This window comes from Streptomyces ruber, assembly GCF_014648075.1.
Classification (GTDB): Bacteria; Actinomycetota; Actinomycetes; order Streptomycetales; family Streptomycetaceae; genus Streptomyces; species Streptomyces ruber.
On sequence record NZ_BMQK01000031.1, the window covers coordinates 1 to 19,630 of the forward strand.

A 19,630-nucleotide genomic window follows, 5' to 3' on the forward strand; every position below is an offset into this window, starting at 1 on the left:
AGCTTCACGAGCCATCCGGTCCGGCGTCCTACGGAGACGCTACGGGCGGCCAACCCGACGTGCTCCGCTACCGGCACATACAAGTCGGAAGCTTCACCCGCATGGTCACCCCAAGGGACTCCAGCTCCGGCTCATGCTGACGATGCTGTACGCCGCGCAGTGCGCCGTGGGGCCTGGCAAGCAGTGGGGCGCCCCCTATCCCGTGGAGTCGACGGCGAAGCACCCGGTGTCATGGATGAGCTTGTCGGCCTCCATCAGCCAACACGCCGGTCCCGGCATCCAGCTGGCGTCCGAGGACGTCAACCGCCGACGCCAGATAACGCAGGCATTGAAGACGCTGGAGTCGATGGCGCTCGTACGGGCCATCACCGGACCTGGCCGTTTCAGCACTGGTTTGCAGCTCCTGTGTGAGAACGGGGCCAGCACCGTCAGCTCGGCCATTCCGTACACCGCCGCCGACGACACCGAGCCGTATATCGAGATCCCGGTCGAGTTCTTCACCCGCGGCTGGGTGCACGTGCTTACCAACAGCGAGATCGCCACCCTGCTCATGTGGTTCGACCGCCTGAAGTACACCGGCGTCGAGGTCAGCGCTGAGGAGGACGACCCGCTCACCATCACCTACGTCACCGGCGATGTGAGGCAGGGCCTTTACGGTTAGGGGAGGAAGGGGTGGCTTTATTCACGAGTCGTGGCTCTGGTCCACTTCGTGTGGTCGCGTACGTAGCGTCACTGCCGATCTCATCGTGAGGGTGTCTGAGATAGCCCGGATATCGCCCGGCCGGTGGACGGCGTGGCCGACAGTGCTGCGCCGTGAACGAAGTACGGCCGCAACTTGAAGAGTTGCTGTTCTCCTCGCTGGAGAACGTGCTGGTGGAGTCGGTCGAGACGACCGACATGGCCGTCCGGGTGGAGGCCCTGAGTACGGCCCGGCAGGCCGCCTGCCCGGGCTGTGGGCGCCTGTCGGAGCGCATACACGGCTCCTATCTGCGGTTTCCCCATGATCTGCCGACGGCGGGCAAGTCCGTCGTGGTGGCATTGAGGGTGCGCCGGTTCGTCTGCACGGACGGTTCCTGTCCGCGCAAGACCTTCGCCGAACAGGTACCGGGGCTCACCCGCCGGTTCGGCCGGCGGACGGAACGGCTGCGATCCACGCTCATCTCGGTCGGACTGGCGCTCGCGGGCCGGGCCGGGGCCCGCCTGGCGGACGCCTTCGGGACACCGGTCAGCCGCGACACCCTGCTGAGACTGATCGCCTCGCTCCCGGATCCGCCCACCGCCACGCCCCGCGTGGTCGGTGTGGACGAATACGCCCAGCGCAAAGGACAGATTTACGGAACTGTGCTCGTCGACGTCGAGACACGTCGTCCGATCGACCTGCTCCCCGACCGGGAGGCGGACACGCTCGCGGCCTGGCTCGCCGAGCGGCCCGGCATCGAGATCGTCTGTCGGGACCGCGCCCCATTCTTCGCCGACGGAGCCGCCCGCGGCGCCCCGCAGGCCCTCCAAGTTGCCGACCGATGGCACCTCTGGCACAACCTGGGCGAAGCTGCCGAGAAGTGCGTCTACCGGCATCGCGGCTGCCTGCGCCCCACGCCGGAACACCCGGAGGAGCCCCAGAAGGAGCCGGGACCGGCCGCGTCATCGCCCTGGCCGACAGGGCACCGCTTCGCCGAACGCACTCGCGCCAAGCACGCCACCATCCACGCCCTCCTCGCCGCCGGACACAGCAAGCGGTCCGTCGCCCGGCAACTCGGCATGACGCTCAACACGATTCTGCGCTTCTCCCGGGCCACCACCCCGGAGGAGATGTTCACCGGGCAGTGGCAAGACCGTCCGACCAGGCTCGACGCCTACAAGCCCTATCTCCATCAGCGCTGGCAAGAAGGCTGCACCAACGCCTGGAAACTATGGGAAGAGATCAAGGAACAGGGCTACCCCCGCAGCTATGCCAGCGTCCGCGCCTACGTCAGCAGGCACCTGCGCGGCAAGCCTCAACCGGTCGGCCCCCGCCCGCCATCGGCCCGCGCCATCACACGCTGGATCCTCACCCGCCCCGACAGCCTGCCGGAATGCGACCGGATCCAGCTCAAGGCGCACTTGGCCAGCTGTCCTGAACTGACTGCGCTCGCCGAGCATGTGCGTTCCTTCGCCTGCATGGTCACCGATCTGCAGGGCGAGCGACTGCCGGAGTGGATCGAATCCGCCCGAGCCGCCGCCGACCTGCCCAGCCTCAGCCGGTTCGCCCAGTACCTCGAACGCGACCTCGACGCCGTCATCGCCGGCCTCACGCTGCCCTGGAACCCTGGCGTCGTGGAAGGTCATGTCAACCGGATCAAGATGCTCAAGCGCCAAATGTTCGGCCGCGCAGGGTTCGAGCTCCTCCGAAAGCGGGTCCTGCTCTATGAGTAAGGTGCAGGTCAGGAGTCTTCCTCGACGAGGCCGAACCCCGCGGGGAAGCCCTCCAGGAATTCGCGGCGAGATGGGTTCGGCTCCTCCTCGGCCATCGAATGCAGCAGTTCGATGAGCTCGATCCGCTGATCACTCGACAACTGCGTCACCAGGTGGGCAACGCCCTCCAGGACCTTGACCGCCTCATCCTGGTTCATCTGGTCGTCGTCGCACCCCTCAACGAACCAGAGGACATCGACCAGAGCCTGCGCCAGGGCACGGGTCAGCGACGAGTACGCAGACATCGACAAGGTCTCCCAACAGACGGCTGACAGAGCGAAATCATCTCAGCACATGCCACTGACATCACTGTCGGTGAGACGGCCACACAAAGTGGACCAGAGCCCCTTCTCGCGTACAGAGCCACGCCACACCTTCCTTCCCGATAAGTGCCTGTTTTTGACCCCCGGTGTGTCATTGAGCCAGGTCAGGAATAGAACGAAGCCGTGTCGGACAGTGGTGACCCGTTCATTGGAGTGAGCTGCATGGACATGCGGAGGATCGTTGCGGTGCTGGCCGAGGAAGCCGAGCAACAGGTCCGTGACCAGGTATGGGAGCTGGCTCCGGGCGATCGTGCTCTCGCTCGTGAGACTGAGGCCGGCCTGCGCGAAGTTGTCGGGCCTCCGGATGCCCAGGAGGCATTGCCGCAGATCGACCGGCTCGAACATCTGCGGGGATCGCTCGCCGTTCTGGCGATCTCCCTCGCTCGCACTCACGGCCGCATGGCCTGGTTCCCCTCCGGTGCCATCCACGCGCTGGAACCGGTTCTGCGCTGGCGTTCCCTGCCTGCTGATCATGGCGGCACCTTCGGCACTGTCCTTGCGAGTCCTGAGGAATACACGGAGGCGGAGGAGGCCGTCCGCCGGATCCAGGACGGCCTTGCGCGGATCGCTGCCGGGTGAGTTGGCCCGTGCTCAGGGCCGCGGTTTTGGCCGGGGCACGGCCAAGGTGATGGCCCTGACCTTGAGAACGATCAGCCCGGCTGGCGGGCGGCAGCGGTCGCTGGTGGGAGTTGCCCGGACGGGTGCAGGAAGGGCAGGTACAGGTACCGGCTCATTCCGGGTGCAGGGGAAGCCGATGCTCCATGGCCTCGGCTGTGATCCCGGCCTGCACTGCCTCGCTCAGCTTGGTGATCGTGAAGTCAACGCCCAGCCCGCCCAGCACGGTGTGCAAACCCGTCAGCATGAACAGGCCGTCGCGGTCGTACCGGGTGACACCGGACAGGTCCAGCCGTAAGGCCTGGTGATCAGTCGCGTGCAGCAGCAGACGCATCAGTGTCTTGCTCAGCCGGGTGGACCGCCTCCACGTCCAGCGGCCCGGCCACAGACACCGATGTGGTGTGCTCGTCTGCCAGCTCCCGGTCGACGAACAGTTCGAGGTTCCCACCCTGATCCAATGTCCTGCCGCCCCTGCCCGCGACGCCGGGCCATCCCACAACCCGACCGTGCCGCCTGCCCAGGGTCCCTTGCATGATCGAGGTCTGCCCGGATTTATCCGGTGATGCCGAGGGCGGTCAGGGGCCTTCGCCAGTCGCGGGCGGTGTGACGTAGGGCGGCGGCGATGTCGGTGTGGCCGTCCTAGCGGTGGACGCCGATGGCGAGGTTGCGCAGGCCGGCCATGATGCGTGGGAGATGACCGGCATGGACCTTGGAGTCGTCCTCGCGGAACGTGCGGTCGCGGACGTGGTGCAGAAGGTTTTCGATCTTCCAGTGGCCTCGGATCCAGTCGGCGAGCTGGGCGCCGGTGACCGCGCCGGGCGGCAGGCTGGTGATCAGGTGGACGCGCTCGATGGTGAGCTTGCCGCTGGTGAGGTCCTTCCTCCAGCGCACGACTTGCAGGGCCTGGGCCGCGTCGGGGTAGTCGAGGTGGGCGAAGGCGGCGGTCTTCAGCCGCCGGATCTCCAGGCGGTGGTGGGCCCGGGTGCGGTCGTGGTGGTCGAGCGTGATCTCGTGCCAGGGCAGGCGGCGGACGCGGTCGAAGAGGCTGGGATGGTTGGCCTTGACCTGGGCGATGTAGTGGGCACCGCGCGCGCGGAGGTAGGTGCCGTGGGCGTGCTGGGTGTGCAGCGCGTCGGCGGTGATGACCGTGCCGGTCAGGTTGACGCTGTCCAGCAGGGGCCGGAAGGCGGGTATTTCGTTGCTCTTGTCGGCGACCTGGCGCTGGGCCAGGACGTGACCGGAGTGGTCCATCGCGGCGAGCAGGGTGATGTGCCCGGTGGCGTGGGTGCGCGAGCCGCGCAGGGCCTTGCTGTCGACGGCGATCGCCCGCAGGGAGGGGCCGGCCGGGGCGGCGCGGGCGGTGAGGAAGGCGCCGATCGCCCGGTCCAGGGCGTCGCCGTCGAGCCGGACGAGGAGACGGCACAGGGTGTGAGGATGCGGGACGGACACGGTGCCGGAGCGGGTCGGCGGGGAAGCCGAGTACCCGGCAGGCCCACGCCGGGACGTCGCTGATCCATTCCGTGATCGCGGTGAGCGAGCGCGCGCCGGCCAGGACACTGGCAGCGGCCGCGGCGACCAGGGCGGACAGCCGGTAGCGGCGGCCACGGGCGCCTCGCGGGTCGGGCACCAGATCCAGGAAACCGGACAGCGCGACCGCGTCCGCCAGCGGGACCGGCGCGGCGGTCCGGCCCAGTTGGTCCAGCGCGGTGGGCGTGAGGGAAGATGCAGGTGCAGGCACGGACTCGCCAGGTGTTCATGGGACTTCGACACTCACATGATCACTGAGACCGTGCCTGCACTGCGTCTGCACCCTGCCTGAACCGGGGCGTCCGCCCCAAGGCCGGACCAGCACGACGTTCCGGACGGATCGCGATCATGCAACGGCCCCTGGGACTGTTGCAGCGAGCGTAGCTGCTCTTCGAAGACTTCGGCCGGCGTCCGCCAGCCTAGGATTTTGCGGGGCCGGTTGTTGATCGCTATGGCGACGGCTTCGAGGTCCGTGGACGACCACCGGGAGAGATCGGTGCCCTTCGGGTGCCTCTGTGTTTGTCGACCTGGTTGAGGAGTTGGCGTAGGCTCGGGTCCGGCGGGTCCGGGAAGTGACTTGTCCGAAGAGTCGGCCGTCGGGGTTGGGCCGGCCGCGCTGGATGCTGTAGTCGCCCCCTGTTGTCCAGCTCAATGTGGTACATACAAGCACACGCGACTGAGCATCGGTCAAAGGGCGACATCTCCCTTCCCGGAACTCCGTCACCGTCGGACGAGGCATCGCCGGCATCGCACCGGGCCGGCGGCGCAACAGGTCGGCGGCCGGCCTCTGCCCCGTCGAGAAGGGCAGAGGCCGGCCGCTCCGTCCCGGTTACGCCCTGGGCTTCGTCGCCTCGGCCAAGAGGTGATAGCCGAAGTGGTTGAAGGGAGGTACCTCGGCGAGGAAGCGCTCGGTCTTGCTGACAAAAGCCCTGACCGACTCGTCCCGCAGCACCTCGTCGGCCAGCCAGACGGCGAGAGGTGAGTTGCCGCGCAGCCGGGTGACCGTCATCCCGACGGTGGCGAAGAGAGTGGTGAGGTCCCGCGGACTGAAGCTGTACCAGGGGGCGACGTACTCCTCTCCGCTGCGGGTCTGGGTGAAGAGGAGCTGTTTGCCCGCTACGTCGGTGACGTCGACCGAGGCGAACCGGTCGCCGGTGAACATCTCCTCGAAGACGGAGTTCTTCACGCCCAACAGCATCCTGCCACCGGGGCGGAGCACACGGGCGACCTCACCGAACACGGCCTGCCTGTCCTCGAGGGGGACGTGCATCAGGGCCAGCATGCTGGTGACGGTGTCGAAGGAAGCGTCCGGGAAGGGCAGGCGGGCCATGTCGCCCTCGCGCAGATCCGCGGTCAGGCCGCGCTCGGCCAGCTTGCGCGAGGCGACGTCCAGCATGGGACGCGAGATGTCGAGTCCGCTGACCTCCGCGCCCTTCTCGGCCATGGGTACGGTGAACCGGCCGGTGCCGCATCCGATGTCGAGGACCTTCTCACCGGAGCGAATAGCCTCTATTAGGAAGTCGCGCTCCGACTGGGTGAACATGTCGTCACTGGGGCCGAGACCGGGTATGCGCTCGTCGTACTCGTTGGCGACCTGCTGGTAGACCGACTTGACTGTGGCCTTCTCCTCCTCGGGGTGGTGATCGGTGTGGATGAAGCCGGCCCGCTGGTCGTAGGTCGTCATGCTGATTCCTTCTTTCGCTGATGGATTGAAGCGGAGGCTGTAGGCGCGGTGAGTGCTCTTCCACGGCTATGCGCCATGGCTGTGCGTCACGGCTATGTGGCACTGCTGTGTCCCACGGCAGAGTGCGCGGAACTGACGTGGCGTTGCTCAGATCGTGAGGGGATCGCGTACCAGCGGGCACGAAAGGCAATGCGGACCGCCCCTGCCGCGTACCAGTTCCCCGCTCGGGATGGTGAGGACGGTGATGCCGGCCGCGCTGAGCCGGTCATTGGCCATGGTGTTCCGGTCGTAGGCGATGACCGTTCCCGGGCGGAGCGCGAGCACATTGGCGGCATCGCTCCACTGCTCTCGTCGCATGGTGAACTCGTCGTCACCGGTTTCGATCAGGCGAATACCGCTCAACCCGAGGGCAGTGGCGAGAGCCGTGAAAGGGTTCTCCAGGCTGTCGGCTCGCACCGTGCTGTCGGCGTTCAGTTTCAGGGAGAACCAGTGGCACCGGTCGCGGTGTACTCCACTGACCAGGAAGCTTTCCTGGTCGACCATCGTCATGAGGGTGTCGAGGTGCATGCACTGACGCTCGTCGGGCAGGAGGACGGCGAAGACATGAGTGGCCAAGCCGGAACTCAGCAGGGACTGGGCCGTCTGCTCGGCAGCGGCAGCCGTTGTCCGTTCGCCGACTCCGATCACCACGCATCCGGCTCCTGCCAGGAGGAGATCTCCCCCCTCCAGGGCGGCGGATTCGAAGGGCTCCCGGTCCCCGATGCGCTGAGCACCCGCGGCGTCGGCTGCGGCGCTCAGCAATCGGCCCTCCATTGCGCGCGTTCCGCTCGCCATGGAATTGGCGCTGTACCGATCGCCGATCCAACTGCTGCTGTCGCGGACGAACATGGAGTTCACCAGCGGTGGCAGGACGAACCAGTCCGCGGGCCGGCTTTTGAAGCCGAGGGAGCTGCTGACACCGAGGGGTGAGTGCGCAGTCAATTCTCCCATCGTCACTCCGCTGAGCAGGAGTTCGGTGCGCTGCGCCGCGGTGGCGGAGTTCAGCAGGTCGTACAGGGAAGCGGCGACGGTCCGGCCGAGATGCTGTGGGCGCATGGCGGCCGAAGCGATTCGCCGGCACACATCCGGGGCACCGAGGGCGGCGGTCAGCACCGACGACAGTTCCACGGTGTCGACGCCGTTCTCGTGGAGGAGCCCGGTGAATCGGTCGTGTTCGGCCTGTGCCGCTTCGAGCCAGGGAATCTCGTCGAACAGGAGATCGGCGTGGTTGTCCGGGAGCAGTCGCCGTAATTCCCGGCCCGGCCGGTGGGTGAGGACCCTGCGCAAGGTTCCCACCTCGCTGTCGACCTGAGTCCCACGGAATGCGCGGTGATGCGCGTCGAGGTGTGGCGGGCCGTCACGGCAGAGCCCGACTGTCGTCAGAGGCGGGGGCAGGGGGTGGTGAAGGGGGGCGGGAAAGGCTGCCGAAGAGCGCTTCATGACCACCTTCTGGAGAGAGCCGGATCGGTGGGTGGATTGCGCTGTTCCTGTGAGTGGTCGCTTCCATGGGCGCCGGACCGGCCCGGGATTCTCGCGAGGAATGGCGACCGAGGGAGGTAGCGGCCGACTGCGAATCGGCAGGGCCGACGGGCGGTACCGCAACTGCCGGGCGACCACTTGTGACCTGAGGGAAGTAAGCAGCCGACGTCCGCTCGAGATGTAACCGTAGGAACAGGTCCATGTAGCTGTCAACGGTCGGTCGGCGCCCCGGCCTCGTACGACTGTGCCGATAGATATTCTGACCTGCAAGAGAGCGGAGATGTAGGGAGATTGAAAAGATACGTGGCGCACTCGTCGAGTGATGAGGCGAGAACTCACTCGTTTAAAATTCTCGTATTGGGAAGGGCCTGTCGTCGATCTTCGCGCCGCAATCCGAGAGAGATCGCGGGGGTTGACATCGACGTGGCTGCTCCTCTCACACTGGGATCACCGCTGGGGTAGACCCAGGTCAGTGTCGTCACATGCCGCGAGCATGTCCGAGCAGTGTGCATGACGGACTCACCTCCACGGTGTGCGCCTGCCTTCTCGTGCGGCATCATTTCTCAGCGCAAAGACAGCTCCAAGACGGCTCCGAGACGGAGATCCTGTGTCTGATGGTTTAGTTGTGGGCGAGCCCGAATCACGTGATGGCGAATTACGTGATGGAATTCGAGATCTGCTGGCCCGGCCGGACATGCGTGAGGAACTGGCACGCATATGGGCGACGCCTTCTCACGAGGAATGCCCTCATGCCGAGACGGTGTACAAGGAGCTGGGGGCGCGCGGCTGGCTGGCACCGCACTGGCCGCGGGAGTACGGCGGGCTGGGGAGCAGTGCGTACGCCGCTGCGGTGACAGCGGAGGAATTCGCTCTGCACGGTGTCCCGGACAGTGTGCGCGTGAACACGATCGACAACGCCGGAGCCACGATCCTGGCGGCCGGGAGCGAGGAGCAGCGGCGCCGGTACTGCCCGGGTATGGCAGCGGGAGACATCGTGTTCTCCGTGCTGTTCACCGAGCCCCGAGCGGGGAGCGACCTGGGTGGCATGACGACGACTGCCGAACCAGTGGGCGACAGTTGGCGCATCACGGGAACGAAGACCTGGAACGCCCGCACGTCCCGCGCGCAGTTCGGTATCTGCGCGGCGCGCACTCAGGGCCATGGTGACCACTCGTACGCCGCTACCGGCTTGTTCATCGTGCCGTTGGACCACCCGCGCGTGCACGTCGAGCCGCTTCCCACGTTCAATCCGGAACAGTTCTTCTCCGTCCGGTTCGACGACGTCGTCCTTCCGTCCGACGCACTGGTGGGGAAGCCGGGCCAGGGATGGTCCCTGCTGGCCGAGGCGCTGGGACTGGAACGGACGGGCATCTGTTTCGCCGGCCGGGCCCGGCGGTGGTTCGACCAGCTCGTCGTCGGCCTCCGTGCGCGCGGAGAACTGGAACGGGCCGAGGACGAACACGCGCTGGGGCGCCTGGACGTCGAGATCCGCTCCGGTCGGCTGCTGGCGTGGCGGGCCGTACAGGGGGTGGCCGAAGGCGGTCTGAACGCTGCGGCGGCAGCGGCGGCCAAATGGTGGACCAGTGAGCTGGCCCAGCGCGTGGCATGGCTGGCCTGGGAGTTGCTCGGTCCGGCAGCCGACCGGGATGCGTACTTCCCCGACCTGGCTCTGGCGGCTCGGGAGGCCCCCGGGCTGACCTTGGCCGCCGGCACGTCGGAGATCCAGTTGACCACCGTGGCCACCGATCTCCTGGACGGTGGCGATCTGTGGGAGGAGCGGAACTGACATGCCGAATCTGACCGAATGGCAGCAGCAACTCGTCCACGAGTTCGCCGAGGTTCTGACCTCCCCGGGCACCTGTGCGACTGCGGCGAGCACCCGTGGTGCTCTGGCAGGTCAGGGATGGACCACTCTGTGTCTGAGCGTGGACGACGGCGGTCTGGGCCTCATGTGGGCCGAGACAGCCTTGCTGGCCGAGCAACTCGGGCGGATCTGGGCGCCGAGCGACGTCATCGACACGGTCGTCGCCCTGCCGGTCCTCGCCGCCGCCGCACCGCACGAAGTCGCCTCCGTCCTGGACGGCACGTCCGCCATCGGCCTGGTCACCCCCGCGCAGGTGCACAGGTCCGCCCCGGCGCACGAGGAGCAGCAGGTCTCAGCGGGGGAGCAGCGGATCTCGGTAGGGAATCAGCAAGTCCCGGCCGTCAGGCAGCAGCAGCTCTCGGCCGAAAAGGCGCATCCTTCGGACGGGAGGCGGCAGACGGCCTGCCGCTTCACCGAAAGCCTGCCCCGCTTCGTGCTCCTGCCGGTGCCCGGATCGCCCGATCAGGTCCGTGGTGTCGAGGCGACGGCCGACGACGCCGTCCGCCGCCCCACCCCGGGCGGGGACCTGTGGGAAGTGCTCCCGGACGCAGCCGCCGCAGAGGTGTTCCGTGCGCCGGCGGCCTCCCTGTGGGCCTCCACCACGCTGTTGCGCAACGCGCACCTCCTCGGCATGGCGCTGACCGCGGTCGAGGTGGCCATCGGTCGCGCCCGCACCCGGCGGCAGTTCGGCCAGCCCATCGGAACGCGGCAGGCGGTGTCGTTTCCGCTGGCCACGCAGCGGACGCGGCTGGAGGCGCTGCGGATGGAGAACCACGCCCAGCTGCTCAGGCTCGACGAGTGCGTCCTCGGGCGGCCGCGGGGCGCCGCGTTCGCCGCGGACTTCGCCGCCATCGACGCCGACGCGACCGCGGTGACCGACGCCGTGTGGCCCTTGCTGTGCGAGTGCGTGCAGCACGCTGTGCACGTCCACGGGGCCTCGGGGCTGCAGGACGGTCAGTCGGTGGCCGTCGGCTACCGCCTGCTCCTGGCCGAGGCGGTCCGACTCGGGCTGGGGACGCGGCCGCGTGCCCGGACGTCGACGACACCGACGGAAGACAGCGACCTGCTGCGGGGCATCGGCCCGCGCCGCAGCGCCCACCCCCGGCAGCTGGCGCGGCGACGGACACCGGCAGCCGTCCGGGTCACCGGCGAGGCCCTCCCGTCCGGCTCGTGCGTACACGAGATGGTCGAGCGGGCCGCCGCACGCCACCCCGAGGCGGTGGCACTGCGTACGGCGACGGACGAGATCACGTACCGGGAGCTGGACGCCCGGGCCGAGCGGTTCGCACACGCGCTGCGGAGGCAGGGCATCGGCACCGACGACACCGTCGGCCTCCACATGGAACACGGCGCCGACACCGTCGTGGCCGTACTCGCCGTCCTCAAGGCGGGAGCGTGCTACCTCCCACTGGATCCCGGTTATCCACCGGAGCGCATCGCCTTCATGGTGCACGACAGCGAATGCGGCGTCGTCGTCACCGATCAGCAGCCGAACGGCGGGCTCCCGGACCTGCCGGCCCCCGTCCTGACACGGGACCAGCTGCGGTCCTCGCCCGGCCCGGCCCACACCGAAGCGGCCACGGCGCGCGCCCGCCCCGACTCCCTCGCCTACCTGATCTACACCTCGGGGTCCACCGGGACGCCTAAGGGGGTCGAGGTGGAGCACCGCAGCCTGGCCAACCGCCTGCAGTGGGACGCCGAGACCTTTCCTCTGGGACCGGGCGACGCGGTACTGCACCACACGTCGCTGAGTTTCGACATCTCGGTGTGGGAGATCTTCACCCCGCTGATCTCAGGGGCGACTCTCGTCGTGGGGGCCCCGAACCTCTCACGTGATCCGCACCGGCTGCTGCGGGAGATGCGCCACAGCGGCGTGTCCGTCCTCGCCTGCGTGCCCTCCCTGCTGGACGTGCTGCTGGAGGAGCGGCAGCCGGCGCTCACGGACGTCCCCGGTCTGCGCTACGTCTTCTGCGGAGGGGAGACCCTCTCCCCCGAGCTGTGCCGACGCTTCCACGCTCTCGGGTCGTCGGCCGAGCTCCACAACTTCTACGGCCCCAGCGAGTGCACCATCGATGTGACGTCCTGGCACTGCCGGCCGCAGGAGACCCTGTCGCCGATCCCCGTCGGCAGTCCCCTGGCCAATGTCAGCGTCCATGTGCTCGACGAGGCGGGTGCGGTCGTTCCACCGGGGTATCCCGGTGAGCTGTACGTGGGAGGGGCGGGCGTCGCCCGCGGCTACCGCAACCGGCCGGACCTCACCGCGGAGCGCTTCGTGCCCGATCCGTTCACCTCCCGGCCCCAGGGTCGGCTCTATCGCACCGGTGACATGGTCCGTATGGGCCGGGACGGAGTACTGCACTTCATCGGCAGGTCGGACGGGCAGGTCAAAGTACGCGGCCACCGGATCGAGCTGGACGAGATCCGGTGCACCCTGGAGCGGCACCCAGAAGTGCGGACAGCGGTGGTCCGGGTCATGAACGGACGTATCGAGGCCCACGTCGTCCCCGCCCCCGCCAGCGTGCCCACCGTCGACGGGCTGTTGCGCCACGCCCGCTCCTCACTGCCCGAGTACATGGTCCCCGCCGCACTCGCCGTCGTCGGCTCCCTGCCCACGACACCGAACGGGAAGATCGACCACGCCGCTCTGCCGCCGGTCCGTACGACGCGGGCCGCCCCGGAGGACGGCGGCACGACGCTCGGCGGCAGCCCTGAGGAACGCGACCTGACGGCACTGGCCACCCGTGTGCTCGGCGTGGAGAGCCTGGGCCCGACCGACGACTTCTTCGCCGCCGGGGGGAGTTCACTGCACGCCGCCCGCTTCGTGTCGCGCGCACGTGCGGAGTGCGGTCTCGACATCCGCCTGGAGGAGTTCCTCGCCGCGCCAACCGTCCGGGACCTGGTCAATGTGGTACACGAGCGGCCAGGTGACGAGGAGGGAGGCGACCATGACTGACCCGGACGAGTGGGTGGTGCGCTCCGGCGCGGCGCGCGACGTCCGCCGGATCCGCCTGGTGTGCTTCCCGCAGGCCGGCGGGGGCACCCTCGCCTACCGGCCGTGGGCGGCGGCGCTCGCTCCGGACGTGGAGGTCCTGCCCGTCGTCCTGCCGGGCCGGGACAGCAGGTACGCCGAGCCGCCGTACACGGATCTGCGGCGACTGGCGCGGGCTGCCGCAGCGGGCCTCCGGCCGATCCTGTCCGACCACGAGCCTCCCGTTCCGTACGCCTTCTTCGGGCACAGTCTGGGTGCCGTACTGGCCTACGAGACGGCACGCGTCCTGAGCGAGGCGCACCACCCGCCCGCCCTGCTGATCGTCTCCGGCAGCGCGCCTCCCCACCGGGCGGCGGAGACGGCGCGCGCCTGCCACACCCTGCCCGACGAGGAGTTCCTCACCGAGGTCGTCCGCCTCGGCGGCGTCCCCCACGCCGCCCTCGACGAGCCCGAACTCATCCGTGTCATGCTCCCCGTCCTGCGCGCGGACTTCACCGCCGCCGAGACGTACGCGCACGCGGCCGCCGTCCCGCTCGACTGTCCCGTGGCCGTGTACGCGGGCGATGCGGACACCAGCGTGCCCCGCGCACAGCTGACGGGGTGGGACCGGGTCACCCAGGTGCGTCCGGTCCGGCACCGCCTGTTCGCCGGCGACCACTTCTACCTCGACGACGCCCGACAGCCTCTCCTGCGGGCCCTGCGAGAGGACTTGCAGGAGGCGGCGGCACACGCAGAGCGGGCGGTACGGCGCTGACGGGCACCCGGCCGCGTTCCTCCCTGGCTTTCCGGCACCGTCCCCCCTTGGCTTACCGACACCGAACTCCCCCTTGGCTCACGGAGGACCAATGACCACCATGTCGACCCGCGAGACATCCACCGTCCCTCACCCCCTGGCCCCGCTGACCCCGCAGGAGATCCGCCAGGCGGTGAAGGTGGTGAAGACCCAACGGGATTTCACGGCCGACACCCGCTTCGTGATGATCTCCCTCCAGGAACCGGACAAACAGCTCCTGTTGCACCATGACGGCCGGAAGGCGCTCCCCAGGGAGATCTTCATGGTGCTGCGCGACCGCAAGCGACGCCGTTCCTACGAAGCCGTCGTCTCCCTGGACGAGGCGAAGGTCGTCGACTGGCGCTACCTGCCGGGCGTGCAGACGGCCATCACGGAGGAGGAGTTCGCCCAGTGCGACGCCGCCGTACGCGCCGACGCCCGCTGGCAGCGGGCGATGCGCCGCCGTGGCGTGGAGGACTTCTCCCTGGCCATGGTGGACGCCTGGCCCACCGGCTACACCGGGGAACTGGACGACGCCTCCGGACGCCGGCTGGCCTGCCCGCTGACCTTCGTACGCGCCTTCCCGGAGGACAACGGATACGCCCGCCCCGTGGAAAACCTCGTGGCGCTGATCGACCTCGACACCATGGAAGTGCTCGAGGTGACCGACAAGGGGACCGTGCCGCTGCCCCCGCTGTCGGGGAACTACGACCCGGCGGTGCGCACCTCCGACGGCAACTGGCCGGCGGTGGTGGAGGAGCGCCAGGACCTCAAACCGATCGACATCACACAGCCCGAGGGACCGAGCTTCACCGTGGACGGTTACGCGGTGCAGTGGCAGAAATGGCACTTCCGCATCGGTTTCACCGTGCGCGAGGGCCTCGTGCTGCACCAGGTGGGATACCAGGACCAGGGCCGGATACGGTCGATCCTGCACCGCGCCTCGCTGGCCGAGATGTACACCCCCTACGGTGACCCGGGCTTCACCCACTACCGCAAGAACGCCTTCGACGAGGGCGAGTACGGCGCCGGATTCATGGTGAACGCACTGGAACTGGGCTGCGACTGCCTGGGCGAGATCCACTACTTCGACGCCGTGGTGCACGACCAGGACGGCGAACCCGTGACGCTGCCCAACGCCGTGTGCATGCACGAAGAGGACATGAACATCGCCTGGAAGCACACCGACTTCCGCACGGGCAAGGTGGTGACCAGGCGGCAACGCCGGCTGGTCATCTCGTCCTTCGCCGTCCTGGGCAACTACCAGTACGGCTACTTCTGGTACCTCTACCTGGATGGGACGATCAAGTTCGAGGTCAAGCTCACCGGCATGGTCTCCACCGGCGCCTTCACGGGGGAGTGCCCGCCGTACGGCGCCGCCCTCGCCCCCGGCCTCTACGGCCCCCATCACCAGCACTTCTTCTCCATGCGCCTCGACATGGCCATCGACGGCCCGCACAATTCCGTCTACGAGGTCGACTCCGTACCGCTCCCGGTGGACGAGGACAATCCGCACGCCAACGCCTGGCGCACCCGGAACCGGCTGCTGGCGTGCGAGCGGCAGGCACAGCAACGCACCGCGCAGGCCGCCACCGGCCGGTTCTGGAACATCGTCAATCCCCGGCGGCGCAACGGCCTGGGGGAGCCCGTGGGCTACAAACTGGTACCCGGCTCGGGCCTCCTGCCGATGCAACCCGAGGGCAGCCAGGCATGGGAGCGGGCACGCTTCTGCTACGGACACCTGTGGGTGACCGCGTACGACCCCACACAGTTCTACGCGGCCGGTGACTACCCCAACCAGAGCCGCGGCGGCGAGGGCCTGCCCGCCTTCGTACGACAGGACCGGCCGCTGGCCGACACGGACGTGGTGGTGTGGCACACGTTCGGGGAGCACCACGTCGTGCGCCCTGAGGACTGGCCCGCCATGCCCGTGGTGAGCACCGGCTTCGCCCTGCGCCCCAACGGATTCTTCGACGGCAACCCCGCCCTGGACCTGCCCGCGCCGAACGGATGCGGCACCACCGCGGCCTGCCACGACCAGAACCCCTTCTAGACGAAAGGCACCGGCATCATGAGCACCACGCTGACCGACCGTTACCCCACTCGTCTGCTGCATCCCGCTCCCGCCATGGTGCGCGAGGATCCCACGGTCTGGGGCACGGCCGAGCAGGGCCCGCTGGCCGCCGATCAGCTGGACGCGTTCGCCCGGCTCGGCTATCACGCCGAGGACTCCCTGCTCACCCGGCAGGAGATCGAGGTCTTCCAAGGAGAAGCGGCGCGTCTGGCGAACGACCCCGTCCTGCGCGAGGACGAGCGCACCGTCATCGAGGAGAAGTCGCAGGAGGTCCGCTCGGTCTTCGAGGTACACCGCATCAGCGAGGTCTTCGCCCGCCTGACCGCCGACCCCCGGGTGGCCGGACCGGCCCGCCAGATGCTCGGCTCCGAGGTGTACGTCCATCAGAGCCGCGTCAACTACAAGCCGGGCTTCGGCGGGGGCCCCTTCTACTGGCACTCCGACTTCGAGACCTGGCACGCGGAGGACGGCATGCCGACGCCGCGCGCGGTGAGCGTCTCCATCGCCCTCACCGAGAACTACCCCTACAACGGCAGCCTGATGATCATCCCTGGTTCCCACCGCACCTTCGTGCCGTGCGTGGGCCGGACACCGCACGACCACCATCGCAACTCCCTGCGCACGCACTCGGTCGCCGTCGGGATGCCGGATCAGGACTCGGTGCGCGGACTCGCCCATGACGCGGGCGGCATCGAGCAGTTCACTGGTCCTCCCGGATCGGCCACCTTCTTCGACTCCAACTGCATGCACGGGTCGAACGGCAACATCACGCCCTACCCGCGGTCCAACATCTTCATCGTCTTCAACAGCGTCGACAACGTCCTCGGCACCCCTTTCGGTGCCCCCGCGCCGCGGCCGACGTACATCGCCAGCCGTGACTTCACACCTGTGCCGAGGTGGGGACGGTGACCAGGCAGGAGACACTGCGGAACTTCATCGGCGGACGGTATCGCCAGGCCCTGACCGAGGAGACGCTCGACCTGACCGACCCGTCGACCGGCCGGGTCACCGGCAGCGCACCCGTGTCCGGGGACGCGGACGTCGATCTGGCCCTCACCACCGCACACACCGCGTTCGAGAAATGGCGGGACGTCGCTCCGTCGGAGCGGCAGCTCTGTCTGACGCGCATAGCCGACGCTCTGGAGCGCCGCGCCGACGAGTTCGTCCGCGCGGAGGCGATGCACACGGGCAAGCCTCTGCACGTCACGGCGGCCGAGGAAATGGGCCCGATGATCGACCAGATCCGCTTCTTCGCGGGAGCCGCGCGCTTCCTCGAGGGCAAGTCGGCGGGGGAGTACATCGCAGAGCACACATCGTTCGTGCGCCGCGAGCCACTGGGTGCATGTGCGCAGGTCACGCCATGGAACTACCCTCTGATGATGGCCGTGTGGAAGTTCGCGCCCGCCGTGGCGGCGGGCAACACGGTGGTACTGAAGCCCTCCGACACCACACCTCTGACGACGCTGATGCTCGCCGAACTGGCCGCCGAGTTCCTGCCGGACGGCGTGCTGAACGTCGTCTGCGGCTCCCGGGAGACGGGGCGCCGGCTGGTACGGCATCCCGTGCCGGCCATGGTGTCGGTCACCGGCAGCGTCCGCGCGGGGACCGAGGTGGCCGGGGCCGCCGCCGCGGATGTCAAACGCCTGCATCTGGAGCTGGGCGGCAAGGCGCCGGTCGTGGTGGCCGCCGACGCCGATCTGGTCCGCGCGGCCCGGGGCATCGCCCAGGCGGCCCTGTTCAACGCCGGACAGGACTGTGCCTCGGCCTGCCGGGTCGTCGTGGACCGGTCCGTGCACGACGAGTTCGCGGCGCTGCTCGCACAGGAGGTCAAAGGCCTCACCACCGGTGCCCCCGACGACCCGACGGTCTTCTTCGGCCCGCTGAACAGCGCCGTGCAGCTGTCCCGGGTCCAGGACCACCTCCGGGACCTCCCCACGCACGCCCAGGTGATCACCGGGGGCGAGGCCCTGCCGGGGCAGGGGTACTTCCACCAGCCCACCGTGGTGACGGGCCTGCGGCAGGAGGACCGGGCCGTCCAGGAGGAGATCTTCGGGCCGGTCATCACCCTCCAGCCGTCCGGTGATGACGAGGAAGCCCTCCGCCTGGCCAACGGCGTACGGTACGGTCTCGCGTCCTCGGTCTGGACACGGGACCACCGACGCGCGATGACCATGGCCAGGAGGATCGACGCGGGCTGTGTCTGGATCAACTGTCACATCCCGGTCGCCGCCGAGATGCCGCACGGCGGGTTCAAGCACTCCGGCTACGGCAAGGACCTCTCGGCCTACAGCCTGGAGGACTACACCCGGGTCAAGCACGTCATGACCTACCTCGGGCCGTAGCCGCGCCCGCCGACCCCGTCGAGACGCGGGGCCATCGGGTTCATCGCAGCGCGATGAACCCGATGGCGAGCGCCGCAAATACCAGACCGGCGGCCTGCCGGCGGTTCAGACGTTCCCTCAGGAGCACCAGGGCGAGGACGACGGGGATGGCGGGGTAGAGGGCGGAGAGCACGGTGGCGACGGCCATGAGCTGTTGCCTGGTGGCCTCCAGGTACAGCACGATCGCGAGTGTGCCCAGGGCACCGGCCGCCACGGTCGCGGCCCACGGCCGTCCCGTCAGCTCCCAGCCAGCACCGTAGGACCCCAGGACCGCGGCGATGACCGCGACGGAGACCACCCGGCTCAGCACCACCGGCCACAAGCCGCTGTCCGTGCCCACCTGCGCCATGGCCAGGAACTGCACACCGAACCCCAGGCTGGCGACCAGGGCACTGGGCACCCCCGCGGACACCGCCCCCTGCCGCTCGTCGCCGGGTTCGGGGGAACTCTGCGAGACCAGCCACAGCGCCGGAAGGACGGCGGCGATCCCCACCCATGCGGGGAGCGCCGGACGTTCCCCGAGGACACACACCCCGACCAGGACCGGGAGCGCCACGGCCCCGACGTCGCTGACCGGGACGACCACGCTCATCGCCCCCGTCGACATCGCCCGGTACAGGAAGGCCACTCCCACTCCCGTCCCCACTCCCGACAGGGCTCCCCACCCGTAGTCCGCGAGCGTGGCGGATCCGCCGCCCATGAAAAGGGCCAGGCTCAAGCCGAGTGCGGTACCGCCCAGTTGGGCATGGAGCGCCACGGTCAGCCCGTCGTGCCTGCGGGAGACCACGCCGTTGACGAAGTGCGTGACGCCGAAACACAGGGCGGACAGCAGAGCGAGCAGTTCACCCATGGTCACGCTCGTCGCTCACCCGGCGGTCCCGGTCCGCCCGTCCTACCGGGCAGAGGGCACCGCCCCGGACGCACACGCACCGGTCGCACAGTCGACAGATGCGTTCGGCGTCACCGGGCCGCCGGTACAGACCCGTCAGAAGCTTCTCCAGCAACCGGCCGAGCTGCTCCTGCTCACGGTCGTCGAGGTGGTGCAGGGCCTGTCGCAGCACGTCACCCCGTGATGCGAGAAGGCTGCGCGCCGCCTGGGCGCCCAGGTCGGTGAGCTGGAGCCGGACCCACCCTCTCCAACTGGCCTCTTTGCGCAACAGTCCCTTCTCTTCCAGTCCCTCGACCATGCGGGCCGCCGCGGACTGGCTCAGTCCCACCCGCCGCCCCAGTTCGGTCACGCTCAGGCCGGCATCCGTGGACAGCACCACCAGCGCGGCAGCCCCGCTCGAACTGGTGCCGGCCGCCGTGGTCGCCCCGGCCACCAGCACGTCGCTGAGCGTCAGCGAGGCGGCCCCCAGGAGATTCGCTGCACGTAACTCGGCATGCATGACTCATGCGTAACCCCCCTGGAGTGCCGCAAACCCCACGTGTA

16 protein-coding genes and 2 pseudogenes are annotated in these 19,630 nt (G+C 68.8%); 9 read left to right on the plus strand and 9 right to left on the minus strand.

The features are described 5' to 3' along the window. The first annotated feature begins 133 nt into the window (after positions 1-133). Together IEZ04_RS33505 and IEZ04_RS33510 are read left to right on the plus strand one after the other, a co-directional pair. Positions 134-661, plus strand: coding sequence for a hypothetical protein (locus tag IEZ04_RS33505; protein WP_229821470.1), 528 nt, complete (start codon positions 134-136; stop codon positions 659-661). A 152-nt stretch (positions 662-813) separates the two neighbouring features. Beyond that, positions 814-2,412: an ISL3 family transposase gene (locus tag IEZ04_RS33510; protein ID WP_189220761.1), complete on the plus strand. Its 1,599-nt coding sequence runs from the start codon at positions 814-816 to the stop codon at positions 2,410-2,412. A gap of 8 nt (positions 2,413-2,420) precedes the next feature. On the opposite strand, the gene IEZ04_RS33515 is transcribed toward IEZ04_RS33510, so the two are convergent. Further along, positions 2,421-2,696 carry a hypothetical protein gene (locus tag IEZ04_RS33515; RefSeq protein WP_189220762.1) on the minus strand — a complete coding sequence of 92 codons (276 nt, stop codon included), beginning with the start codon at positions 2,694-2,696 and terminating at the stop codon, positions 2,421-2,423. Between the two features lie 240 nt (positions 2,697-2,936). Between IEZ04_RS33515 and IEZ04_RS33520 the strand changes: the two genes are divergently transcribed. After that, on the plus strand, positions 2,937-3,353 hold the full coding sequence (locus IEZ04_RS33520; protein WP_229821471.1) for a hypothetical protein: 417 nt from the start codon (positions 2,937-2,939) through the stop codon (positions 3,351-3,353). Between the two features lie 151 nt (positions 3,354-3,504). Here the strand turns inward: IEZ04_RS33520 and IEZ04_RS33525 are convergent, their stop codons facing one another. The 6 genes and pseudogenes from IEZ04_RS33525 to IEZ04_RS33545 all read right to left on the minus strand — a co-directional run bounded on the left by IEZ04_RS33525 (position 3,505) and on the right by IEZ04_RS33545 (position 7,926). Next, positions 3,505-3,723 carry a hypothetical protein gene (locus tag IEZ04_RS33525; protein WP_229821479.1) on the minus strand — a complete coding sequence of 73 codons (219 nt, stop codon included), beginning with the start codon at positions 3,721-3,723 and terminating at the stop codon, positions 3,505-3,507. A 305-nt stretch (positions 3,724-4,028) separates the two neighbouring features. After that, entirely contained in the window at positions 4,029-4,838 is an 810-nt protein-coding gene (locus tag IEZ04_RS33530) for an ISAs1 family transposase (protein WP_229821472.1), read from the minus strand. A 79-nt stretch (positions 4,839-4,917) separates the two neighbouring features. Further along, a pseudogene (locus IEZ04_RS35890) lies at positions 4,918-5,127 on the minus strand (ISAs1 family transposase); the annotation flags it as partial. Positions 5,128-5,279: 152 nt separating this feature from the next. Beyond that, positions 5,280-5,432, minus strand: a pseudogene (locus IEZ04_RS33535) (IS30 family transposase); the annotation flags it as partial. Between the two features lie 313 nt (positions 5,433-5,745). Then, positions 5,746-6,600 carry a class I SAM-dependent methyltransferase gene (locus IEZ04_RS33540; protein ID WP_189220764.1) on the minus strand — a complete coding sequence of 285 codons (855 nt, stop codon included), beginning with the start codon at positions 6,598-6,600 and terminating at the stop codon, positions 5,746-5,748. 147 nt (positions 6,601-6,747) lie between these two features. Beyond that, the gene (locus IEZ04_RS33545; protein ID WP_229821473.1) at positions 6,748-7,926 is read right to left on the minus strand and encodes an arginine deiminase; all 1,179 of its coding nucleotides are present in this window, start codon (positions 7,924-7,926) and stop codon (positions 6,748-6,750) included. An 817-nt stretch (positions 7,927-8,743) separates the two neighbouring features. Between IEZ04_RS33545 and IEZ04_RS33550 the strand changes: the two genes are divergently transcribed. The 6 genes from IEZ04_RS33550 to IEZ04_RS33575 all read left to right on the plus strand — a co-directional run bounded on the left by IEZ04_RS33550 (position 8,744) and on the right by IEZ04_RS33575 (position 18,159). Beyond that, positions 8,744-9,904, plus strand: a complete 1,161-nt coding sequence (locus tag IEZ04_RS33550; protein ID WP_189220766.1) for an acyl-CoA dehydrogenase family protein — start codon at positions 8,744-8,746, stop codon at positions 9,902-9,904. Between the two features lies 1 nt (position 9,905). Next, positions 9,906-12,935: an amino acid adenylation domain-containing protein gene (locus tag IEZ04_RS33555; protein WP_189220767.1), complete on the plus strand. Its 3,030-nt coding sequence runs from the start codon at positions 9,906-9,908 to the stop codon at positions 12,933-12,935. Further along, a complete protein-coding gene (locus IEZ04_RS33560; protein WP_189220768.1) occupies positions 12,928-13,725 on the plus strand; it encodes a thioesterase II family protein in 798 nt (265 codons plus the stop codon). The genes IEZ04_RS33555 and IEZ04_RS33560 overlap by 8 nt, the downstream gene beginning before the upstream one ends. Before the next feature lie 91 nt (positions 13,726-13,816). Further along, the gene (locus IEZ04_RS33565) at positions 13,817-15,796 is read left to right on the plus strand and encodes a primary-amine oxidase (protein WP_229821474.1); all 1,980 of its coding nucleotides are present in this window, start codon (positions 13,817-13,819) and stop codon (positions 15,794-15,796) included. Positions 15,797-15,814: 18 nt separating this feature from the next. Then, positions 15,815-16,726, plus strand: coding sequence for an ectoine hydroxylase (gene thpD, locus IEZ04_RS33570; RefSeq protein WP_189220769.1), 912 nt, complete (start codon positions 15,815-15,817; stop codon positions 16,724-16,726). Further along, positions 16,723-18,159 (plus strand): gamma-aminobutyraldehyde dehydrogenase, encoded by a 1,437-nt coding sequence (locus IEZ04_RS33575; protein WP_189220770.1) that lies wholly within the window; start codon positions 16,723-16,725, stop codon positions 18,157-18,159. Before thpD ends, IEZ04_RS33575 begins: the two co-directional genes overlap by 4 nt. 40 nt (positions 18,160-18,199) lie before the next feature. On the opposite strand, the gene IEZ04_RS33580 is transcribed toward IEZ04_RS33575, so the two are convergent. Beyond that, positions 18,200-19,048, minus strand: coding sequence for an EamA family transporter (locus IEZ04_RS33580; protein WP_189220771.1), 849 nt, complete (start codon positions 19,046-19,048; stop codon positions 18,200-18,202). Next, the gene (locus IEZ04_RS33585; RefSeq protein WP_189220772.1) at positions 19,041-19,586 is read right to left on the minus strand and encodes a MarR family winged helix-turn-helix transcriptional regulator; all 546 of its coding nucleotides are present in this window, start codon (positions 19,584-19,586) and stop codon (positions 19,041-19,043) included. The genes IEZ04_RS33580 and IEZ04_RS33585 overlap by 8 nt, the downstream gene beginning before the upstream one ends. Between the last annotated feature and the right edge of the window lie 44 nt (positions 19,587-19,630).